The 17633-nt window shown below is 73.4% G+C and carries 14 protein-coding genes and 2 rRNA genes; 7 read left to right on the top strand and 9 right to left on the bottom strand.

Annotation, left to right across the window (positions count from 1 at the left end):
- Positions 1 to 12: 12 nt before the first annotated feature.
- Positions 13 to 1221, top strand: a complete 1209-nt coding sequence (locus ACLWS4_RS19855; protein ID WP_416874801.1) for a winged helix-turn-helix domain-containing protein — start codon at positions 13 to 15, stop codon at positions 1219 to 1221.
- A 12-nt stretch (positions 1222 to 1233) separates the two neighbouring features.
- On the opposite strand, the gene ACLWS4_RS19850 is transcribed toward ACLWS4_RS19855, so the two are convergent.
- Positions 1234 to 1986, bottom strand: a complete 753-nt coding sequence (locus ACLWS4_RS19850; RefSeq protein WP_082346073.1) for a response regulator — start codon at positions 1984 to 1986, stop codon at positions 1234 to 1236.
- A gap of 270 nt (positions 1987 to 2256) precedes the next feature.
- Positions 2257 to 2952 carry a ribosome hibernation-promoting factor, HPF/YfiA family gene (gene hpf / locus ACLWS4_RS19845; protein ID WP_049657308.1) on the bottom strand — a complete coding sequence of 232 codons (696 nt, stop codon included), beginning with the start codon at positions 2950 to 2952 and terminating at the stop codon, positions 2257 to 2259.
- A 368-nt stretch (positions 2953 to 3320) separates the two neighbouring features.
- Here hpf and ACLWS4_RS19840 point away from each other — a divergent pair, with 368 nt between their 5' ends.
- Positions 3321 to 4076 carry a ComF family protein gene (locus ACLWS4_RS19840; protein WP_416874800.1) on the top strand — a complete coding sequence of 252 codons (756 nt, stop codon included), beginning with the start codon at positions 3321 to 3323 and terminating at the stop codon, positions 4074 to 4076.
- 67 nt (positions 4077 to 4143) lie between these two features.
- Here ACLWS4_RS19840 and ACLWS4_RS19835 read toward each other — a convergent pair whose 3' ends face one another.
- The 3 genes from ACLWS4_RS19835 to mtrA are packed head-to-tail and all read right to left on the bottom strand — an operon-like array spanning position 4144 to position 8795.
- The gene (locus ACLWS4_RS19835; RefSeq protein ID WP_416874799.1) at positions 4144 to 6036 is read right to left on the bottom strand and encodes an LpqB family beta-propeller domain-containing protein; all 1893 of its coding nucleotides are present in this window, start codon (positions 6034 to 6036) and stop codon (positions 4144 to 4146) included.
- On the bottom strand, positions 6011 to 8116 hold the full coding sequence (mtrB, locus tag ACLWS4_RS19830) for an MtrAB system histidine kinase MtrB (RefSeq protein WP_074005004.1): 2106 nt from the start codon (positions 8114 to 8116) through the stop codon (positions 6011 to 6013). The genes ACLWS4_RS19835 and mtrB overlap by 26 nt, the downstream gene beginning before the upstream one ends.
- Before the next feature lies 1 nt (position 8117).
- Positions 8118 to 8795, bottom strand: coding sequence for an MtrAB system response regulator MtrA (gene mtrA, locus ACLWS4_RS19825; RefSeq protein ID WP_030247322.1), 678 nt, complete (start codon positions 8793 to 8795; stop codon positions 8118 to 8120).
- A 297-nt stretch (positions 8796 to 9092) separates the two neighbouring features.
- Between mtrA and ACLWS4_RS19820 the strand changes: the two genes are divergently transcribed.
- The 5 genes from ACLWS4_RS19820 to ACLWS4_RS19800 all read left to right on the top strand — a co-directional run bounded on the left by ACLWS4_RS19820 (position 9093) and on the right by ACLWS4_RS19800 (position 14613).
- On the top strand, positions 9093 to 10280 hold the full coding sequence (locus ACLWS4_RS19820; RefSeq protein WP_181970603.1) for a hypothetical protein: 1188 nt from the start codon (positions 9093 to 9095) through the stop codon (positions 10278 to 10280).
- 5 nt (positions 10281 to 10285) lie between these two features.
- Positions 10286 to 10978, top strand: a complete 693-nt coding sequence (locus tag ACLWS4_RS19815) for a DUF4129 domain-containing protein (protein ID WP_375877375.1) — start codon at positions 10286 to 10288, stop codon at positions 10976 to 10978.
- A complete protein-coding gene (locus ACLWS4_RS19810; protein ID WP_416874798.1) occupies positions 10975 to 12216 on the top strand; it encodes a DUF4350 domain-containing protein in 1242 nt (413 codons plus the stop codon). Before ACLWS4_RS19815 ends, ACLWS4_RS19810 begins: the two co-directional genes overlap by 4 nt.
- Positions 12213 to 13223, top strand: coding sequence for an AAA family ATPase (locus ACLWS4_RS19805; RefSeq protein WP_049659237.1), 1011 nt, complete (start codon positions 12213 to 12215; stop codon positions 13221 to 13223). The genes ACLWS4_RS19810 and ACLWS4_RS19805 overlap by 4 nt, the downstream gene beginning before the upstream one ends.
- A gap of 79 nt (positions 13224 to 13302) precedes the next feature.
- Positions 13303 to 14613 carry a DUF58 domain-containing protein gene (locus ACLWS4_RS19800; RefSeq protein WP_416874797.1) on the top strand — a complete coding sequence of 437 codons (1311 nt, stop codon included), beginning with the start codon at positions 13303 to 13305 and terminating at the stop codon, positions 14611 to 14613.
- 21 nt (positions 14614 to 14634) lie between these two features.
- Here the strand turns inward: ACLWS4_RS19800 and ACLWS4_RS19795 are convergent, their stop codons facing one another.
- The 4 genes from ACLWS4_RS19795 to ACLWS4_RS19780 form a co-directional block, all read right to left on the bottom strand.
- A complete protein-coding gene (locus ACLWS4_RS19795; protein WP_416874861.1) occupies positions 14635 to 15792 on the bottom strand; it encodes an RNA polymerase sigma factor in 1158 nt (385 codons plus the stop codon).
- Positions 15793 to 15800: 8 nt separating this feature from the next.
- Positions 15801 to 16208, bottom strand: a complete 408-nt coding sequence (locus ACLWS4_RS19790) for a YciI family protein (protein ID WP_049659240.1) — start codon at positions 16206 to 16208, stop codon at positions 15801 to 15803.
- Positions 16209 to 16408: 200 nt separating this feature from the next.
- Positions 16409 to 16525, bottom strand: a 5S ribosomal RNA gene (rrf, locus tag ACLWS4_RS19785).
- Between the two features lie 80 nt (positions 16526 to 16605).
- A 23S ribosomal RNA gene (locus tag ACLWS4_RS19780) occupies positions 16606 to 17633 on the bottom strand; the annotation flags it as partial.

Raw genomic sequence — 17633 nt, 5'->3', positions numbered from 1 at the left:
ACGCTCCCCGGCATGACCGCCGCTGCCGCCAGCCCCGCCCCCGCCGCCGTCCTCAGCGCGGACGACGCCCGCCGGATCGCCCTGCGCGCCCAGGGCCTGCTGGGCGCGCCGGACCGCCGCGGCGGGGTGCGCGGGGTGCTGCGGCACCTGGGCGCCGTCCAGCTGGACACCATCTCGGTGCTCGCCCGCTCGCACGAGCTGGTGCCGTACGCCCGCCTCGGCGCGGTCGGCCGCCCGGCCGTCGAGGCGGCGTACTGGGGCGGCGGCACGAGCTTCGAGTACTGGTCGCACGCGGCCTGCCTCCTGCCGGTCGAGGAGTGGCCGCTGTTCGCCTTCCGGCGCCGCCGCTACCGCGACCGCGGCCACCTCTGGGGCCACCAGGTCCCGCCCGAGACCTACCGCGCCGTGCTGGACAAGCTGCGGGCCGAGGGGCCGTTGACCTCCACCGAGCTGGGCGGCGCCAAGAAGACCGCCGAGTGGTGGGACTGGTCCGACACCAAGATCGCGGTCGAGCGGGCGCTGGCCTTCGGCGACGTGGTCTGCACCGAGCGCCGGAGCTGGAAGCGGGTCTACGCACTGGCCGAACAGGCCATCCCCGACGCCCTGTTGGGGCAGGAGCGGTCGGACGGGGAGTGCGTGCGCACCCTGGTCGCCCAGGCCGGAGCCGCGCTCGGCGTGGCCACCCGGGCCGACCTGCTGGACTACCACCGGCTGCGCGCCGAGCAGTTGGACCCGGTGCTCGCCGACTGCGGGCTCGTCCCGGTCGAGGTGGCCGGCTGGGGCCCGGACGGCGCCCCGGCCCCGGCCTGGGCCGACCCGGCCGCCCTCGCCACCACCCCGCGCGGGCGCCACCGCACCACACTGCTCTCGCCGTTCGACTCCCTGGTCTGGGACCGCGCCCGCACCGAGCGGATCTTCGGCATGACGCACCGGCTGGAGGCCTACACGCCCAAGCACAAGCGGGTGCACGGCTACTTCGCGATGCCGCTGCTGACCGGCGGCCGGCTGGTCGGCCGGGTCGACCCGGCCCGCGAGGGGCGCTCCCTGGTCGCCCGGCAGGTCTCCCTGGACGGTCCGGGGCGGGGCGCCCGGCACGTCGAGGCGCTGGCGACGGCGCTGCGCGAGGCGGCCGACTGGGTCGGCTGCGACGCGGTGCGGGTCGGGACGCTGCACGACGAGCGGCTGCGCCCGACCCTGGAGAAGCTGCTGGCGGACCGCTAAGTCCCGCCAGGCTCACCCTATTTCGAGGATCTTCTCCCGCATCGCGTACACCACCGCCTCCATCCGCGAGTGCAGCTGGAGCTTCTCCAAGATGTTGCGCACGTGGTTCTTCACGGTGTTCTCGCTGATGAAGAGCTCCTTGGCGATCTCCCGGTTGTTCATCCCGGTCGCCACCAGCTTGAGCACCTCCAGCTCCCGGTCGGTGAGCCGGGGCGCGGGCACCAGGTCCCGGTCGTCGGAGCGGCGCTGGATCATCGACTTGAACTCGGTGAGCAGCTTGGACGCCATCGAGGGGCTGATCTGCGACTGCCCGTCGGCGACCGCGCGGATCGCGGTGGCGACCTCGTCGGTGGAGATCTCCTTGAGCAGGTAGCCGGTGGCCCCCGCCTTGATCGCCTCGTAGAGGTCGGCCTCCTCGTCGCTTATCGTCAGCATGATGATCTTGGTGCTCGGTGCCACGTCCTTGATCGCCGTGCAGGCCTCGATCCCGCTGCGGCGCGGCATCCGGACGTCCATGAGGATGATGTCGGGCAGCAGGTCGGCGGCCTTCAGCACGGCCTCGGCGCCGTCCCCCGCCTCGCCGACGACCTTGATGTCCGGCTCCTCCGCGAGGACGATCTCCAGCCCCCGACGGAACAGCGCGTGGTCGTCCACCACCAACACGCGGATCGGTTCACCCCGGTGCGGCTCGTACGCGGGCTCATCCTCCGCCCCCAACGGCAGCCCTGGCCCGACCCCGGGCCCCAGCCCGAAGTGATCCCCCATCCGCTCCTCCCCCTTCGCGGGTCGTCGTGCGCCAATCATTCCACGCCCCGGCGCCGCCCCGGTCACGCTCCGATGCCGATTCCCCCGCAACGGGTGACCCGTCCGTCCGGGGCGCGAGACCGCCCTCGACGCACCGCCGTTGGAACCGCACCGCCCCCTCGACGCACCGCTGTTCGAACCGCGCCGCCGTTCGAACCCAACCGCCCCCGAACGCCGGTGACCCCGGCGGCCACGGCCGCCGGGGTCACCCCTCCATCGCTGTTCGGACGGTCAGTCCTCGTCGTCGGCCCCGCCGATCGCGCCGCCCGCCCCGCCACCCGGGCCGGCCGCGAGGTCGGTCTGCAGGTGGATGACGCCGTAGTGGTAACCGTGCCGGCGGTAGACCACGCTCGGCAGGCCACTGTCCTTCTCCACGAAGAGGTAGAAGTCGTGGCCGACCAGCTCCATCTCGTAGAGCGCCTGGTCCAGCGCCATGGGGGCGGCCGGGTGCGTCTTCTCCCGGACCACCAGCGGGCCTTCGCCCTCCACTTCCAGGGATCCCATCATGGTCTTGCGGACGGCGCCGTTCGTCTCGCCCTCCGGCGCCGTCGTCTCCGGCAGCGCGGCCAGGGCCGCGGTCGCCTCGGCGACGCTGATCGGGGTGCGGCCGTTCGCGCCGCCCTTGTGCACCCGACGCCGGTCCGCGGACTTGCGCAGCTGCGCGTCGAGCTTCGCGGAAGCCAGGTCGAGCGCCGCGTACGGGTCACCGGCGGCGGCTTCCGCCCGGATCACGGGGCCGCGGCTGCGGAGAGTGATCTCCACCCGGTCGGAGCGGTCGGCCTGCCGCGGGTTGTGTTCCTTGGACACCTCGACGTCGAGGCTGATGGCCTTGGCGTCGAACTTCTGGACCTTCTCCAGCTTCTCGGCCACGTGCTCGCGGAACCTCTTGGGCACCTCGGTCTTGCGGCCCTTGACGACGATGTCCACGCAGAACTCCGATCCCTCGTGCTGACGCCGATCCGGGTGCTACCGGACCGGACTGAGACCCAGCTGGACCAGCCCATCCACTGCCGGCCCCCCGTCCCCGCCGCCAGCGGCGGAAACGACTGGCCCTCACCTCACTTCCTCCCCACCAGGGACGTTTGAAACCCCCTGGGCCTTATCGAACACCTCACACGGGTTTTTCGCCTCCCCAGGCGATAAGGAGGGTATGACCCGATACTGCGGTCGGGCGGTCAAGCTGGTCCACCCTGTCTACCCTCTCGCGGGTGAAGTAAGGGTAAATACCTGGACAACGCCCCCCGTACGGCCGATTCTGTGCTGACTCTCCGTGCCTGCCGCCGCCAGGAGCAGCCGTGCCGCCGTTCCCCTCCCCCGCTCCTCCGCCGTCCGCCCAGGGGCCGTTCGGCCACGCACTGGCCGGGCTGCTGGACGTCCTGCTGCCCGCCGACTGCGCGGGCTGCGGCAGCGAGCGCACCCAGCTCTGCCCGGCCTGCCGGCACGCCCTGGCCACCGCACGGCCCGCCCCCACCCCGCTGCCCTGGACGCACGCCGCCGCGCCGTACACCGGTCCGGTCCGGCAGCTGCTGCTCGCCCACAAGGAGCGGGGCGCGCTGCGGCTGGCCGCGCCGCTCGGCGAGGCCCTCGGCCGGGCCGTGCGCTCCGCCCTGGGGGCGCGCGCCGGGGCCGCGCCACTGCTGCTGGTCCCGATGCCCTCGGCGCGCTCGGCCGTCCGCGCCCGCGGGCACGATCCGACGCTGCGGCTGGCCGGGGCGGCCGCCCGCTCGCTGCGCCGGGCCGGCCTGGACGTGCGGGCCGCGCCGCTGCTGCGGCACGCCCGGCCGGTCGCCGACCAGGCCGGGCTGAACGCGGCCGAACGGCGCCGCAACCTGCACGGCGCGCTCACCGTGCTGCCGCGTGCCCGGACCGGGCACGCGGGCCTGGCGGGACCGGGCGGCCAGGCGGGCCTGGCGGGCCGTCACCCGGTGCTGGTGGACGACCTGGTGACCACCGGGGCCAGCCTCGCCGAGGCCGCCCGGGCGCTGGCCGACGCCGGCCTCCCGGTCCGGGCGGGCGCCACCGTCGCGGCCACGGTGCGCCCGGCCGACTGACCGTCACCGCGGCCGCCGACACCCCGCCGGGCCGGCCCGGAGGCCCCGGGGAGGCTCGGACGCGGCGTCAGCCCGCGTAGAAGAAGGACCGCGGCTTGTCGATCAGCGAGGTCTCCCGCCACTGGTTGTTGACCAGGCGGAAGGCCTTGATCTCGCTCGGCTTGCCGTCCGTCTGCTTGACCTCGCCCATCGCGAGCACCGGCGGCGTCTGGGTCAGGCTGTCCCCGCGGGACTCCGAGGCCGAGACGGTCAGCATGCTCTCGGCGCTCTGCAGCTGGGTCTCGGTGCTCTGCGAGCCGTCCGTGCTGATGAAGTACAGCTGCTGGGTCCGGTCGGCCTCCTTGCCGAGCACCAGCAGCTGGTCGGTCTCCGCCCAGGACACCGAGGCGACGTCGGTGAGCGTGGGAGCGGCCCGGTGCAGCGCGGTGATCTTCACGGTCGGCGCCTGCGGGGTGCCGTCGTGCACGACCAGGCCGAACCACAGCGAGCGGACGGCCGAGCCCGGGGTCCTGGCCACCACGGCGACCCGGACGCCGTCCGAGGAGATCTTCAGCGCCTGCACGGTCTGGCCGGTCAGACCCTCGACCGGCACGGTGTACGACTTGGCACCGCGCACCATCACCACCCGCGGGGCCTGCTTGTTGCGGTCCACCACCCAGAGGTCGCCGCGGCCGTCCCAGGTGGGCGAGGCGAAGCCGTCCTCCTTGTCGCCGCCCTTGGCCGGCGAGGTGAGCACCGGCTCGCCCATGGCCACCGCGCTGTCCGACAGCGGCACCGACCAGACCTGGTGGCCGTCCTCGCTGATCGCGGCGGCCTGGGAGCCGGTGCGGCTGACCGCGAAGGCGCCGAGCGGCGGCTTGGTGTTCGACTGCGGCTTGCCGAGGACCCCGCGGACCGGATCGCCGGGGCGCACCTCGTCGGTCGCCACCAGGGCTCCGTCGGCACGCTGGTAGTACTGCGTCGCCGTCGTCGACCCGGCCAGGGCACCGGGGCCGGTGGACGGCGAGTCACCGCGGGCGGCCGTGCAGGAGCCGTGCGGCCCCTTCAGCTCCAGCCGCGTGATCTGGCCCTTGCCCTGGTCGGCGACGGTGTAGAAGAGCTGGGTCGCCATCCGCCGGCAGGCCATCGGCTCGCCGGTGTCCGCCTTGCCGAGCTGCACGTGGGCGACCCGGTTGTCGTCGATGCTCACCTTGTCGACCGTGGTGCCGGCCGGGAACGCCGTGCGGACCACCGGCGAGAGCCAGACGGAGGGGCCGTCGACGAGCGCCCGGACGGCCGAGGTGAGCGGGTCTATCCGGCGCCGCAGGTAGACCGGGTCGGCGAGCAGCACCTCCTGGCCGGCGCTCCCGGACACCACCGAGGACGGGTCGGGCGCGGTGTAGAAGAACCGCTCGACCTGCCGGAAGCTGTTCCGGAAGTTGGTCTCGTTCATGATCACGCCGGGCGCCAGCCTGTCGATCCGCCACTCGCCGTCCTTCTGCCGGACGAAGGTGAAGTCGGACGAGTCGTTGTTCTGCCCGGCGACCCGCGCGTACGAGTGCCGCTCGTCGACGCCGGCCACCAGCTGCCCGCTCACCTGCAACGACGCCGTGGTGTCCGCGTCGGTGACGTCCTGGCCGGGCGGGATGCCGGTGGCGGCGAGCACCTTCGTCGCGGCGTCCGGGTTCCAGGTGGCGGCGGCGCTCTCGGTGAGGTACTTGCGCGCCGTGTCGTACCCCTCGTCGGCGGTCACCGCGTCCAGGAACCCGTTCAGCAGCTCGCGCGGCTTGGCGCCCCGGGCGGGCGCCACCGGGTAGACCCGGGCCTGCAGGTCCTTGTCGGCCGAGCCCTGGGAGAGCTCCACCCTGGTGATGCCGCCGGAATCCGGCATGGCCGCGCAGCCGCTCGCCACCAGGGCGCCGAGCAGCCCGCCGACCACCGCGAGGAGCCGCGGCTCAGTCCTGTTGCTCGTCCTTCGCACGCTGCGACCCCTCCGCGTCCGTCGTCCCACCCGTCGCGTCCGGCTCCGCCGTCCGCTGTGCCACCGACGGCCGTCCCGGCGTCGGGTCCACCATCACCTGGGCGCCGGTGGCCCCGTACCCGGCGGCCGTCCACACGCCCGAGGGGTCCGCGCGCGGACCCTCCGGCAGCTTGCGCCGGCCCAGCCCGGGGCCGATGTTCAGCACCCCGCCGAGCCCGCTGCCGAGGCCGCCGCTCACCGTCTCCGGCGTCTCCGCCTGCTCCTCGACGGCGGCCGTCGCCGTCGAGCCGGCCGGGCTGATCGCCCGCCGGTACGGCGTGCCCTGCGCGCCCAGGCCCCGGTTGTTGCGGGAGTCCTCCGGCTCCAGCCGGAACGGCGCCCGGCTGATCTCGCCGCCGCGGGTGCGCGGCAGGGTGAGCCGGAAGTGCGAGCCGCCACCGGGCTCGCCCCAGGCCTGGAGCCAGCCGCCGTGCAGGTGGGCGTCCTCGACCGCGATGGACAGGCCGAGGCCGGTGCCGCCGGTGGTCCGCACCCGGGACGGGTCGGCCCGCCAGAAGCGGTGGAACACCCGGGACGCCTCGCCCGGCTTGAGCCCGATGCCGTAGTCGCGCACACCGACCGCGACCGCGCCGTCCGCCGAGCCCAGCCGGACCACCACGTCGCGGCCCTCGCCGTGCTCCAGCGCGTTGACCACCAGGTTGCGCAGGATGCGCTCGATCCGGCGGGAGTCCACCTCGGCCAGCACCGGCTCGCCGTCGCCGCGGATCACCACGGCGCTGCCCTTGGCCTCGGCGAGCGGTTCGGCGGCCTCCACCACCCGGGCGACGATCTCGCGCAGGTCGACCGGCTCGGCGTCCAGGATCGCGGCGCCGGCGTCGAAGCGGCTGATCTCCAGCAGGTCGGCGAGCAGCGACTCGAAGCGGTCCAGCTGGCCCTGCAGCAGCTCCGCCGAGCGGGCCGCCATCGGGTCCAGGTCCTCGCGGCTGTCGTAGATGAGGTCGGCGGCCATCCGGACCGTGGTCAGCGGGGTGCGCAGCTCGTGCGAGACGTCCGAGACGAAGCGCCGCTGCACCCGGGACAGCTCCTCCAGCTGGCGGATCTGCGCCTGGAGGGCGTTGGCCATCCGGTTGAAGGACTCCCCGAGCCGGGCGATGTCGTCCGTCCCGGTGACCTTCATCCGCTCTTCCAGGTGCCCGTCGGCGAGCCGCTCGGAGATCCCGGCGGCCATCCGGACCGGGGTGACCACCTGGCGCACCACGACCCAGGCGATGCCGCCCATGAGGATCACCACGAACACCCCGGCGGTCGCCAGGGTGCCGGTGACCAGGTTGAGGGTGTCGGTCTCCTGACCGAAGGAGAAGACGTAGAACAGCTGGTACGAGGTCTCCGCCGGGCCGCGGAACTGCATGCCGAGGGCCAGCCCTGGCTCGGACGTGACGCTGCTGCCGGGCGAGCGCTGGATTCGGGTCGGCTGGTCGAACATCTGGCCGGGCTCGGCGGCCAGCTTGGCCCGCAGGGTGTCCGGGATGCTGATCGGCTGGATGTCGCCCGAGTAGCGCGGCGCGAAGCCGCCCCCGTCGGGGACGACGGCGCCGGTGCCGGGGGACATCGCGATCACCGAGTAGACGGTCTGCCCGCTCCCGGCCAGGTCGTTGACCTGCCGCAGCAGCCAGGTGCCGATCTCGTCGACGGTCGGGTCGGCGGTGCCCCGTAGCTTCTGATCCCGGGCCTCGTCGATCTTCTTCTGCTCGACCTGGAAGCCGATCCGGGCCTGCGCGCGGGCGGCGTCCGTCTTGGTTCCGAGCAGGCCGGTGCGCACCTGCGCCACCACGACCACGCCCAGCACCAGGACGACCGCGATGGACGCCAGCAGCGACACCGCGACCACGCGCAGCTGGATCGACCGGCGGTACAGCGCGGCCACCCGGTGCGTGGGACGGCGCAGCTGACGCTTCACCAGCGCGAACACGCCGGAAGGGCCGCGTCGGCGACGGGTGGTCGAACTCAGCACGTCGCCGCGCACGGCCCCCGCCCCGTCGGTCGCGGAACCCGACGGGGTGTCGTCTGCCCGCTCCGTCACGTCAGCTGGGTCCCGCCTTGTAACCGACGCCGCGGACGGTCACCACGATCTCGGGGCGCTCCGGGTCCTTCTCGATCTTGGAACGCAGGCGCTGCACATGGACGTTGACCAGACGGGTGTCCGCCGCGTGGCGGTAGCCCCAGACCTGCTCCAGCAGCACCTCGCGGGTGAACACCTGCCAGGGCTTGCGGGCCAGCGCGACCAGCAGGTCGAACTCCAGCGGGGTCAGCGGGATGCCCCGGCCGTCCCGCTTCACGGAGTGGCCGGCCACGTCGATCACCAGGTCGCCGATGGTCAGCTGCTCGGGCGTCGGCTCCTCGGCGCGGCGCAGCCGGGCGCGAACCCGGGCCACCAGCTCCTTGGGCTTGAACGGCTTGGTGACGTAGTCGTCGGCCCCCGACTCCAGGCCCACCACCACGTCGACCGTGTCGGTCTTCGCGGTCAGCATCACGATCGGGATGCCGGACTCGGCCCGGATCTGCCGGCACACGTCGATGCCGTCCCGGCCGGGCAGCATCAGGTCGAGCAGGACCAGGTCCGGCTTGGTCTCCCGGAAGGCGGCTAGCGCCCTGTCCCCATCCGCGACGAAAAACGGCTCAAAACCCTCACCCCGCAGCACGATACCGAGCATCTCGGCCAGTGCGGAGTCGTCATCAACGACGAGGACGCGTCCCTTCATGCGTCCATCTTCTCATTACCGGATTGTGACCTGCCGCACAGCAGTGCCAATGCTCCAGAACGGCCAACTCCCCCACCGGTGCATTCCGGCCATACCGGGCGAATGCTCCCCCGGAAACGCCTCCGGACCCCCCGCGAACCCGCGCCGGACCACCGCCCGACCCGCCGCGGAGGACCGTTGCCGATCAGCAACCGGATCGCCATGGGGCCGGTTTCCGGCCCCATGGCACGATGGGCGCTGCGCGCGGGCGGAAGATCCGTTCGCAGTCGCGCCCGTGACGCCCTCCGAGGAGCAGTGATGACCGACACTCCGGGCTGGGCCTCGCCCAGCTCGTCCGAGCCGCCCCGCGACGACGCCCGGCCCCCGGCCGACGCGCCCGCCGCCGTGCCCGGGCCGTCGGCACCACCACAGGCCGCCCCCGGCTGGACCGGCCCGGCCGGCGCCCCCGGGAACGGACAGCAGTGGGGACAGCAGTGGGGCCAGCAGCCTCCCGGCGGCCACCGCCCGTACGGCTGGGGCGCCCCGGCGAGCCCCAAGCCGGGCGTCATCCCGCTGCGCCCGCTGAGCTTCGGCGAACTGCTCGACGGTGCCGTCACCACCGTCCGCCGGCACTGGCGCACCGTGCTCGCGCTCTCGCTCGGCCTCGCCGTGGTCGCCCAGGCCGGCAGCCTCCTGGTCAACCTGCTGGTCAAGGGCAAGACCGGCGAGGCCACCCAGACCCTGCGGATGCTGGCCGGACTGCCGCTCGAACTGCTGCTCAACGTGTTCGCCACCGCGCTGCTCACCATCGTGGTCAGCCGCGCCGTCCTCGGCCGGTCGGCGACCGCCGGGGAGGCCTGGCGCGACGCCCGCCCCCGGCTGCTGCAGCTGCTCGGGCTGACCCTGCTCACCGTCCTGCTCGGCCCCGGCGTGGTCCTGCTCGGCTTCACCCCGCTGATCGGCTACACCCTCGCCGGTCAGGGCTCCGTCGCCATCGCCGGCCTGCTCACCCTGGTCGGCCTGCTGACCGTGCCGGTCGCCGTCTGGCTGTGGATGCGCTTCAGCCTCGCCGCGCCCGCCCTGATGCTGGAGAAGCAGGGCGTGCTGACGGCGCTGTCGCGCTCTCGGCGGCTGGTCCGCGGCGCCTGGTGGCGGGTCTTCGGCATCAACCTGCTCGGCCACGTGCTGGCGCTCGTCGTCGCGATGGTCGTGGTCGTCCCGTTCCAGTTCCTCGGCCTGCTGCTCGGCTTCGAGAGCCTCGACGCCCAGGGCCTGCCCGACACCGCCGACCAGGGCGTGGCCATGCTGCTCCTGCTGGCGGTCGCCGGGATCATCGCCGGCACCTTCACCACCCCCTTCATCGCCGCCGTCGGCGTGCTGGTCTACATCGACCAGCGGATCCGCCGCGAGGCCCTGGACATCGAACTCGCCCGCGCGGCCGGCCTGCCCGAGCAGAGCGGCACCGGCTGGGGCGCGCAGGGCGACCCGGCACCGGCGAGGCGCTGAACCGGATGCCTAACTGGGGGGACAGGCTCCTCGCCGCGGGCGGCGCACCCGTCACCGTGCCGCGTGACCCGGCGCGCGAGGCCGCCCGCGACGAGCTGCTCGACGCGGAGTACCACAAGCACGACCCGTCCGTACTGCAACGCGTCACGGACTGGATCTACGACCACATCGCCAAGGCGCTCGACAGCATCTCCGGCGACGGCACCACCGGCACCACCGGGCTGGTCCTCTTCCTGATCGTCGCGGTGCTGATCGGCGGCGCGGTCTGGTGGCGCCTCGGCGCACCCCGCCGCGCCGCCCGCACCGTCCAGGACGTGTACGGCGCCGAGGGCCCGCGCAGCGCCGACCAGTACCGGACGGACGCCGCCGGGCACGCCGCCGCCGGACGCTGGACCGAAGCCGTCCGCGAACAGATGCGCGCCCTGGTGCGCGGCCTGGAGGAGCGCACCCTGCTCGACAACCGCCCCGGCCGCACCGCCGACGAGGCCGCCGCCGAGGCCGGCCGGGCGCTGCCCGAGCACGCCGCCGCACTGGCCGCGGCCGCCCGGACCTTCGACGACATCGCGTACGGCGAGCGCACCGCCGACCAGAGCGCGTACCGGCTGCTGCACGAACTCGACCGGACGCTGGAGCGCACCCGCCCGGTCCTCGCGCCCCCCGCACCGGCTCCGGCTCCGTCCTCGGGAGGAGCGGCATGACCGGTTCCGTCCCCACCCCCGCACCCGCGGCACCACCCGTCGCCGAGCCGCCCGCCGCCGCCGCCGCCGCGACCAGCCTCGCCCCGACCACCCGCGGCCTGTGGCGCCGCGCCCGCTGGTACCTGGCCGTCCTCGCCGCCCTGCTGATCGGCGCCGCCGCCGTGTCCGCCCTCGGCCAGGACCGCCGCTACCCACCGCTGGACCCGCGCTCGTACGACCGCGACGGCGCCCACGCCGTCGTCGCCCTGCTCGAACGCCAGGGCCTCAAGGCCGAGTTCACCACCGACCCGGCCACCACCGCGGCCGGCCCGGACACCCTCGTCCTGCCCGAACCCGACCTGCTCGACCCCGCCCAGCTGCGCGCCGTCGCCGCCGCCCGGCACCGGCGCCTGGTGCTGGTCGCCCCCGGCCCGGCCGCGCTCACCGCGCTCGCCCCCGGCATCCGGCTGTCCGACGACGCCGGCGGGCTCCCGTACGCCTCCGTCCGCTCCACCCCCGCGGAGTGCACCCTCACCGAGGCCGTCCGGGCCGGCAGCGCCCAGCAGGGCGGCATGCTCTACACCAGCGGCAGCCGCGGCACCGGCTGCTACCCGCGCGCCCACGGCTACCCGCTGGTCGTCCTCCCGGCCGGCGACGGCGACCGCGACGTCGTCGTGCTCGGCAGCGGCACCTTCCTGCACAACGGCGAACTCGCCAAGGACGGCGACGCCGCCCTCGCCCTCGGCCTGCTCGGCTCGCAGCCCCGCCTCACCTGGCACCTGCCCGACTACTCCGCCCCGCTCCCCGAGGGCGCCCGCACCAAGAGCTTCGGCGACTTCCTGCCGAGCGGCTGGCACTGGGCCGGCTACCAGCTCGCCGTCGCCGCCGTGCTCGCCGCCCTCTGGCGCGGCCGCCGGCTCGGCCCGGTGGTCAGCGAGAACCTGCCCGTGGTGGTCCGCGCCGCCGAGACCACCGAGGGCCGCGCCCGCCTCTACCGGCGCGCCAAGGCCCGCGGCCGCGCCGCCGAGGCCCTGCGCGGCGCCACCGCGCACCGCCTCGCCCCCGCCCTGGGCGTCCCGCTCCAGGCCGGCGCACCCGACCCCGACGCGCTCTGCGTCGCCCTGGCCGACCGGCTGTCCGAACGGCCCGCCGGGGACGTCCGGGCCCTGCTGTACGGCCCGCCCCCGACCGACGACGCCGCACTGCTGCGGCTCGCCGACGACCTCGACGCCCTCGAAAGGCAGGTACGGAACCCGTGACCGACCAGGCAACCGCCCAGCTCCGCCCCGTCCCCGGCACGGCGCCCGCCACCCCCGCCACCGACCCGCGCGCCGCGCTGACCGCCCTGCGCGCCGAGATCGGCAAGGCCGTGGTCGGCCAGGACGCGGCCGTCACCGGCCTGGTCGTCGCCCTGCTCTGCGGCGGCCACGTGCTGCTGGAGGGCGTCCCCGGCGTCGCCAAGACCCTGCTGGTGCGCACCCTGTCCACCGCGCTCAGCCTGGGCACCAAGCGCATCCAGTTCACCCCCGACCTGATGCCCGGCGACGTCACCGGCTCGCTCGTCTACGACGCCCGCACCGCCGAGTTCTCCTTCCAGCCCGGCCCGGTCTTCACCAACCTGCTGCTCGCCGACGAGATCAACCGCACCCCGCCGAAGACCCAGGCCGCCCTGCTGGAGGCCATGGAGGAGCACCAGGTCACGGTGGACGGCGAGGCGCGCCCGCTGCCCGTCCCGTTCCTGGTCGCCGCGACCCAGAACCCGGTCGAGTACGAGGGCACCTACCCGCTGCCCGAGGCCCAGCTGGACCGCTTCCTGCTCAAGCTGGTCCTGCCGCTGCCCGACCGCGACCAGGAGTTCCAGGTGCTCTCCCGGCACGCCGCCGGCTTCGACCCGCGCGACCTCGGCGCGGCCGGCGTCCGCCCGGTCGCCGGCCCCGAGCACGTCGCCGCCGCCCGCGAGCAGATCGCCAAGCTGACCGTCTCCCCCGAGGTCCTCGCCTACATCGTCGACCTCTGCCGGGCCACCCGGCAGTCCCCGTCGCTGTCCATCGGCGTCTCCCCGCGCGGCGCCACCGCCCTGCTCGCCGCCTCCCGCGCCTGGGCCTGGCTGGCCGGCCGCGACTACGTCACCCCGGACGACGTCAAGGCGCTCGCCCTGCCCACCCTGCGGCACCGGGTCGCGCTGCGCGCCGAGGCCGAGATGGAGGGCGTCACCGCCGACTCCGTCATCCAGGCCGTCCTCACCCAGACGCCCGCACCCCGCTGACCCCACCCCGCCGTACCGCCCCCGTTCCGGCCGCCGGCCCACGGGTTCCGACGCACGGGCTTCCGAAGGAGCGCACCGCATGGCCCTCACCGGGCGAACCGCCCTGCTCGCCGCACTCGGCGCGCTCGTCGTGGGCCTGCTGCTGCCGTCCTGGACCGGGATCGGCCTGGTCACCGGCGCGGTGCTGGTCGCCGTCGCGGTCGACCTGGTGCTCGCCGCCCCGGTCCGCGGCCTGCGGTTCGGGCGGGCCGGCGACACCACCGTCCGGCTCGGCGAGCCCGCCACCGTCGAACTGACCGTCACCAACCCGTCCGGCCGGCCGCTCCGCGGCCTGGTCCGCGACGCCTGGGCCCCGTCCGCCTGGCGCCCCGGCACCGCCGAGGCCGCCTCCCGGCACACCCTTGCCCTCCCCGGCGGCGAACGGCGCCGGATCACCACCGCGCTCACCCCCACCCGGCGCGGCGACCACCACGCCCACCGGGTGACGGTCCGCTCGCTCGGCCCGCTCGGCCTGGCCGCCCGCCAGGGCTCGCACCTCGTCCCCTGGACGGTCCGCGCGCTGCCCCCGTTCGCCAGCCGCAAGCACCTGCCCTCCCGGCTCGCCCGGCTGCGCGAACTCGACGGCCGCACCTCCGTCCTGACCCGCGGCCAGGGCACCGAGTTCGACTCCCTGCGCGAGTACCTGCCCGGCGACGACGTCCGCTCCATCGACTGGCGCGCCAGCGCCCGCCGCAACACCGTCGCCGTCCGCACCTGGCGCCCCGAACGCGACCGGCACATCCTCGTCGTCCTCGACACCGGCCGCACCTCGGCCGGCCGGGTCGGCGACGCGCCCCGCCTGGACGCCGCCCTCGACGCCGCGCTGCTGCTCACCGCCCTCGCCACCCGGGCCGGCGACCGGGTCGACCTGCTCGCCCACGACTCCCGCAAGCGCGTCGCGGTGGCCGGCAGCTCGGCCCACGAGGTGCTGCCCGCCTTCACCAACGCGATGGCCGGGCTGGAACCCGCGCTGCACGAGACCGACATGCGCTCACTGGTCGCCACCGCGCTCAAGATGGCGCCGCAGCGCTCGCTGATCGTGCTGCTCACCGGCCTCGACGCGGCCCCGGTCGAGGACGGCCTGCGTCCGCTGCTGCCGATGCTCACCAAGCGCCACGAGGTCGTCCTCGCCTCGGTCGCCGACCCGCAGCTGGACGCCCTCGCCGCCGGGCGGGGCACCCTGGAGGCCGTCTACGGCGCGGCCGCCGCCGAACAGACCCGGGCCGACCGCCGGGCCACCGCCGAGCACCTCACCCGCCACGGCGTCACCGTCCTGGACGCCCCGCCGACCCGGATCGCCCCGGCCCTCGCCGACACCTACCTGGCGCTGAAGGCCGCCGGCCGGCTCTGAGCCCCGCTCCCCCGGCCGGACTCAGTCCGTCCGACGACCCTTCAGAAGCGTGTTGAGCCGGGCCGCCTGACGGGTCAGATAGTCGCGCTCGGCAAGGTCGGGCGCCCGGTGCGCCGCCTCCGCGTACAACCGGGCCGCCGCCACCAGGTCCCCGTCGCGCTCGTGGAGGTACGCCGCCACCGCCGCGTACCTGGGCAGCGCGTCGTCCAGCTCCGCGAGCGCCGCCAGCCCCGCGCGCGGACCGTCGGCCTCGCCGACCGCCACCGCGCGGTTGAGCCGCACCACCGGGCTCGCGGTCAACCGGACGAGCTCGTCGTACCACTCGACGATCTGCACCCAGTCCGTCTCCCCGGCGGTGGGCGCGTCGGCGTGCAGCGCCGCGATGGCCGCCTGGGCCTGGAACTCGCCCAGCCGGTCCCGGGCCAGGGCCCCCTGGAGGATCCCGATGCCCTCGGCGATCAGCCCGGTGTCCCACCGGCCGCGGTCCTGCTCGGCCAGCGGCACCAGCGCGCCGTCGGGCGCGGTCCTGCCCGCCCGCCGGGCGTGGTGCAGCAGCATCAGGGCCAGTAGTCCGGCCACCTCGGGGTGGTCGATCACCGCGGCGAGCTGCCGGGTGAGCCGGATCGCCTCGGCCGCGAGGTCGAGATCGCCGGAGTACCCCTCGTTGAAGACCAGGTAGAGGACCCGGAGCACGGTCGCGACGTCCCCCGGCTGATCGAACCTGACGGCCGAGACGGTGCGCTTGGCCCGGCTGATCCGCTGCGCCATGGTCGCCTCGGGCACCAGGTAGGCCCGGGCGATCTGGCGGGTGGTCAGCCCGCCCACCGCCCGCAGCGTCAGCGCCACCGCCGACGAGGGCGTCAACGACGGGTGGGCGCACAGGAAGTAGAGCTGCAGCGTGTCGTCCACGGCGGCCGCGGGCCCCGGCTCCGGCTCCTGGTCGACCAGGTCCTCCCGGCGCCGGCGGGCGGCCTCCGACCGGGTCGCGTCCAGGAACTTGCGCCAGGCCACGGTGACCAGCCAGCCCTTGGGATCGCGCGGCCGCTCGGCCGGCCAGAGCCGGACCGCCTCGACCAGCGCCTCCTGCACCGCGTCCTCGGCCGCCGCGAAGTCAGCTCCGCGGCGGACGAGGACTCCGATGACGCTCGGCGTGAGACTCCTCAGCAGGGCCTCGTCCATCGGGGACGTCACTCGGTGATGGTCGCCGGCATCGCCAGGAACGGACGCAGCTCCAGCCACTCGTGGATCGGCTCGCCCCCGGCCCCGGGAGCGGCCGACAGCTCCCCGGCCAGCTCGACGGCCCGCTCGTAGCTGTCGACGTCGATCACCATCCAGCCGGCGATCAGGTCCTTGGTCTCGGCGAACGGACCGTCGGTGACCGGCGGACGCCCCTCGCCGTCGTACCGGACCCACGTCCCCTCGGGTGCGAGCGCCTGGCCGTCGACGAACTCGCCGGTCTTCTCCAGCCGGTCCGCGAACTCCTGCATGTACCGGATGTGCGCCGTGACCTCCTCCGGCGTCCACTGGTCCATCGGCACGCAGTTGACCGCGCTCGGGGCGCCCCGGTAGTGCTTCAGCAACAGGTACTTGGCCATCGTCTTCTCCTCGGATCCTCGGAGCTGGTGCGACCCATTGTGGCCGCGTCCACTCCGGGGACGGTGCCGGGCACGGGTTCTCGACACGGCCGGCCAAGATTCTTTCCGGCCCGCCCCGCAACCGGCCCACAACGCGAAGAGTCCCTGAAAACGCGAAGAACCCCCATCCGGGTCCCGGATGGGGGTTCTTCTGAAGAATTGTTCGGCGGCGTCCTACTCTCCCACAGGGTCCCCCCTGCAGTACCATCGGCGCTGTAAGGCTTAGCTTCCGGGTTCGGAATGTAACCGGGCGTTTCCCTCACGCTATGACCACCGAAACACTATGAAACTGTCAACCGCACGCCCTTCAAAAAGAGCGGGTCGTTGTTTCAGAACAACACAGTGGACGCGAGCAACTGAGGACAAGCCCTCGGCCTATTAGTACCGGTCAACTCCACCCCTCACAGGGCTTCCATATCCGGCCTATCAACCCAGTCGTCTACTGGGAGCCTTACCCTCTCAAGGAGGTGGGAGTGCTCATCTCGAAGCAGGCTTCCCGCTTAGATGCTTTCAGCGGTTATCCCTCCCGAACGTAGCCAACCAGCCATGCCCTTGGCAGGACAACTGGCACACCAGAGGTTCGTCCGTCCCGGTCCTCTCGTACTAGGGACAGCCCTTCTCAACACTCCTACGCGCACAGCGGATAGGGACCGAACTGTCTCACGACGTTCTAAACCCAGCTCGCGTACCGCTTTAATGGGCGAACAGCCCAACCCTTGGGACCTACTCCAGCCCCAGGATGCGACGAGCCGACATCGAGGTGCCAAACCATCCCGTCGATATGGACTCTTGGGGAAGATCAGCCTGTTATCCCCGGGGTACCTTTTATCCGTTGAGCGACGGCGCTTCCACAAGCCACCGCCGGATCACTAGTCCCTACTTTCGTACCTGCTCGACCCGTCAGTCTCACAGTCAAGCTCCCTTGTGCACTTACACTCAACACCTGATTGCCAACCAGGCTGAGGGAACCTTTGGGCGCCTCCGTTACCCTTTAGGAGGCAACCGCCCCAGTTAAACTACCCACCAGACACTGTCCCTGATCCGGATCACGGACCCAGGTTAGACATCCAGCACGACCAGAGTGGTATTTCAACGACGACTCCACAACAACTGGCGTTGCTGCTTCAAAGTCTCCCACCTATCCTACACAAGCCGAACCGAACACCAATATCAAGCTATAGTAAAGGTCCCGGGGTCTTTCCGTCCTGCTGCGCGAAACGAGCATCTTTACTCGTAATGCAATTTCACCGGGCCTATGGTTGAGACAGTCGAGAAGTCGTTACGCCATTCGTGCAGGTCGGAACTTACCCGACAAGGAATTTCGCTACCTTAGGATGGTTATAGTTACCACCGCCGTTTACTGGCGCTTAAGTTCTCAGCTTCGCC

Origin of the sequence: Kitasatospora sp. SC0581 (genome assembly GCF_048159585.1) — a bacterium.
GTDB lineage: Bacteria > Actinomycetota > Actinomycetes > Streptomycetales > Streptomycetaceae > Kitasatospora.
Note: the sequence above shows the minus strand (reverse complement) of the source record. Positions and strands in the feature narration are given on the sequence as shown.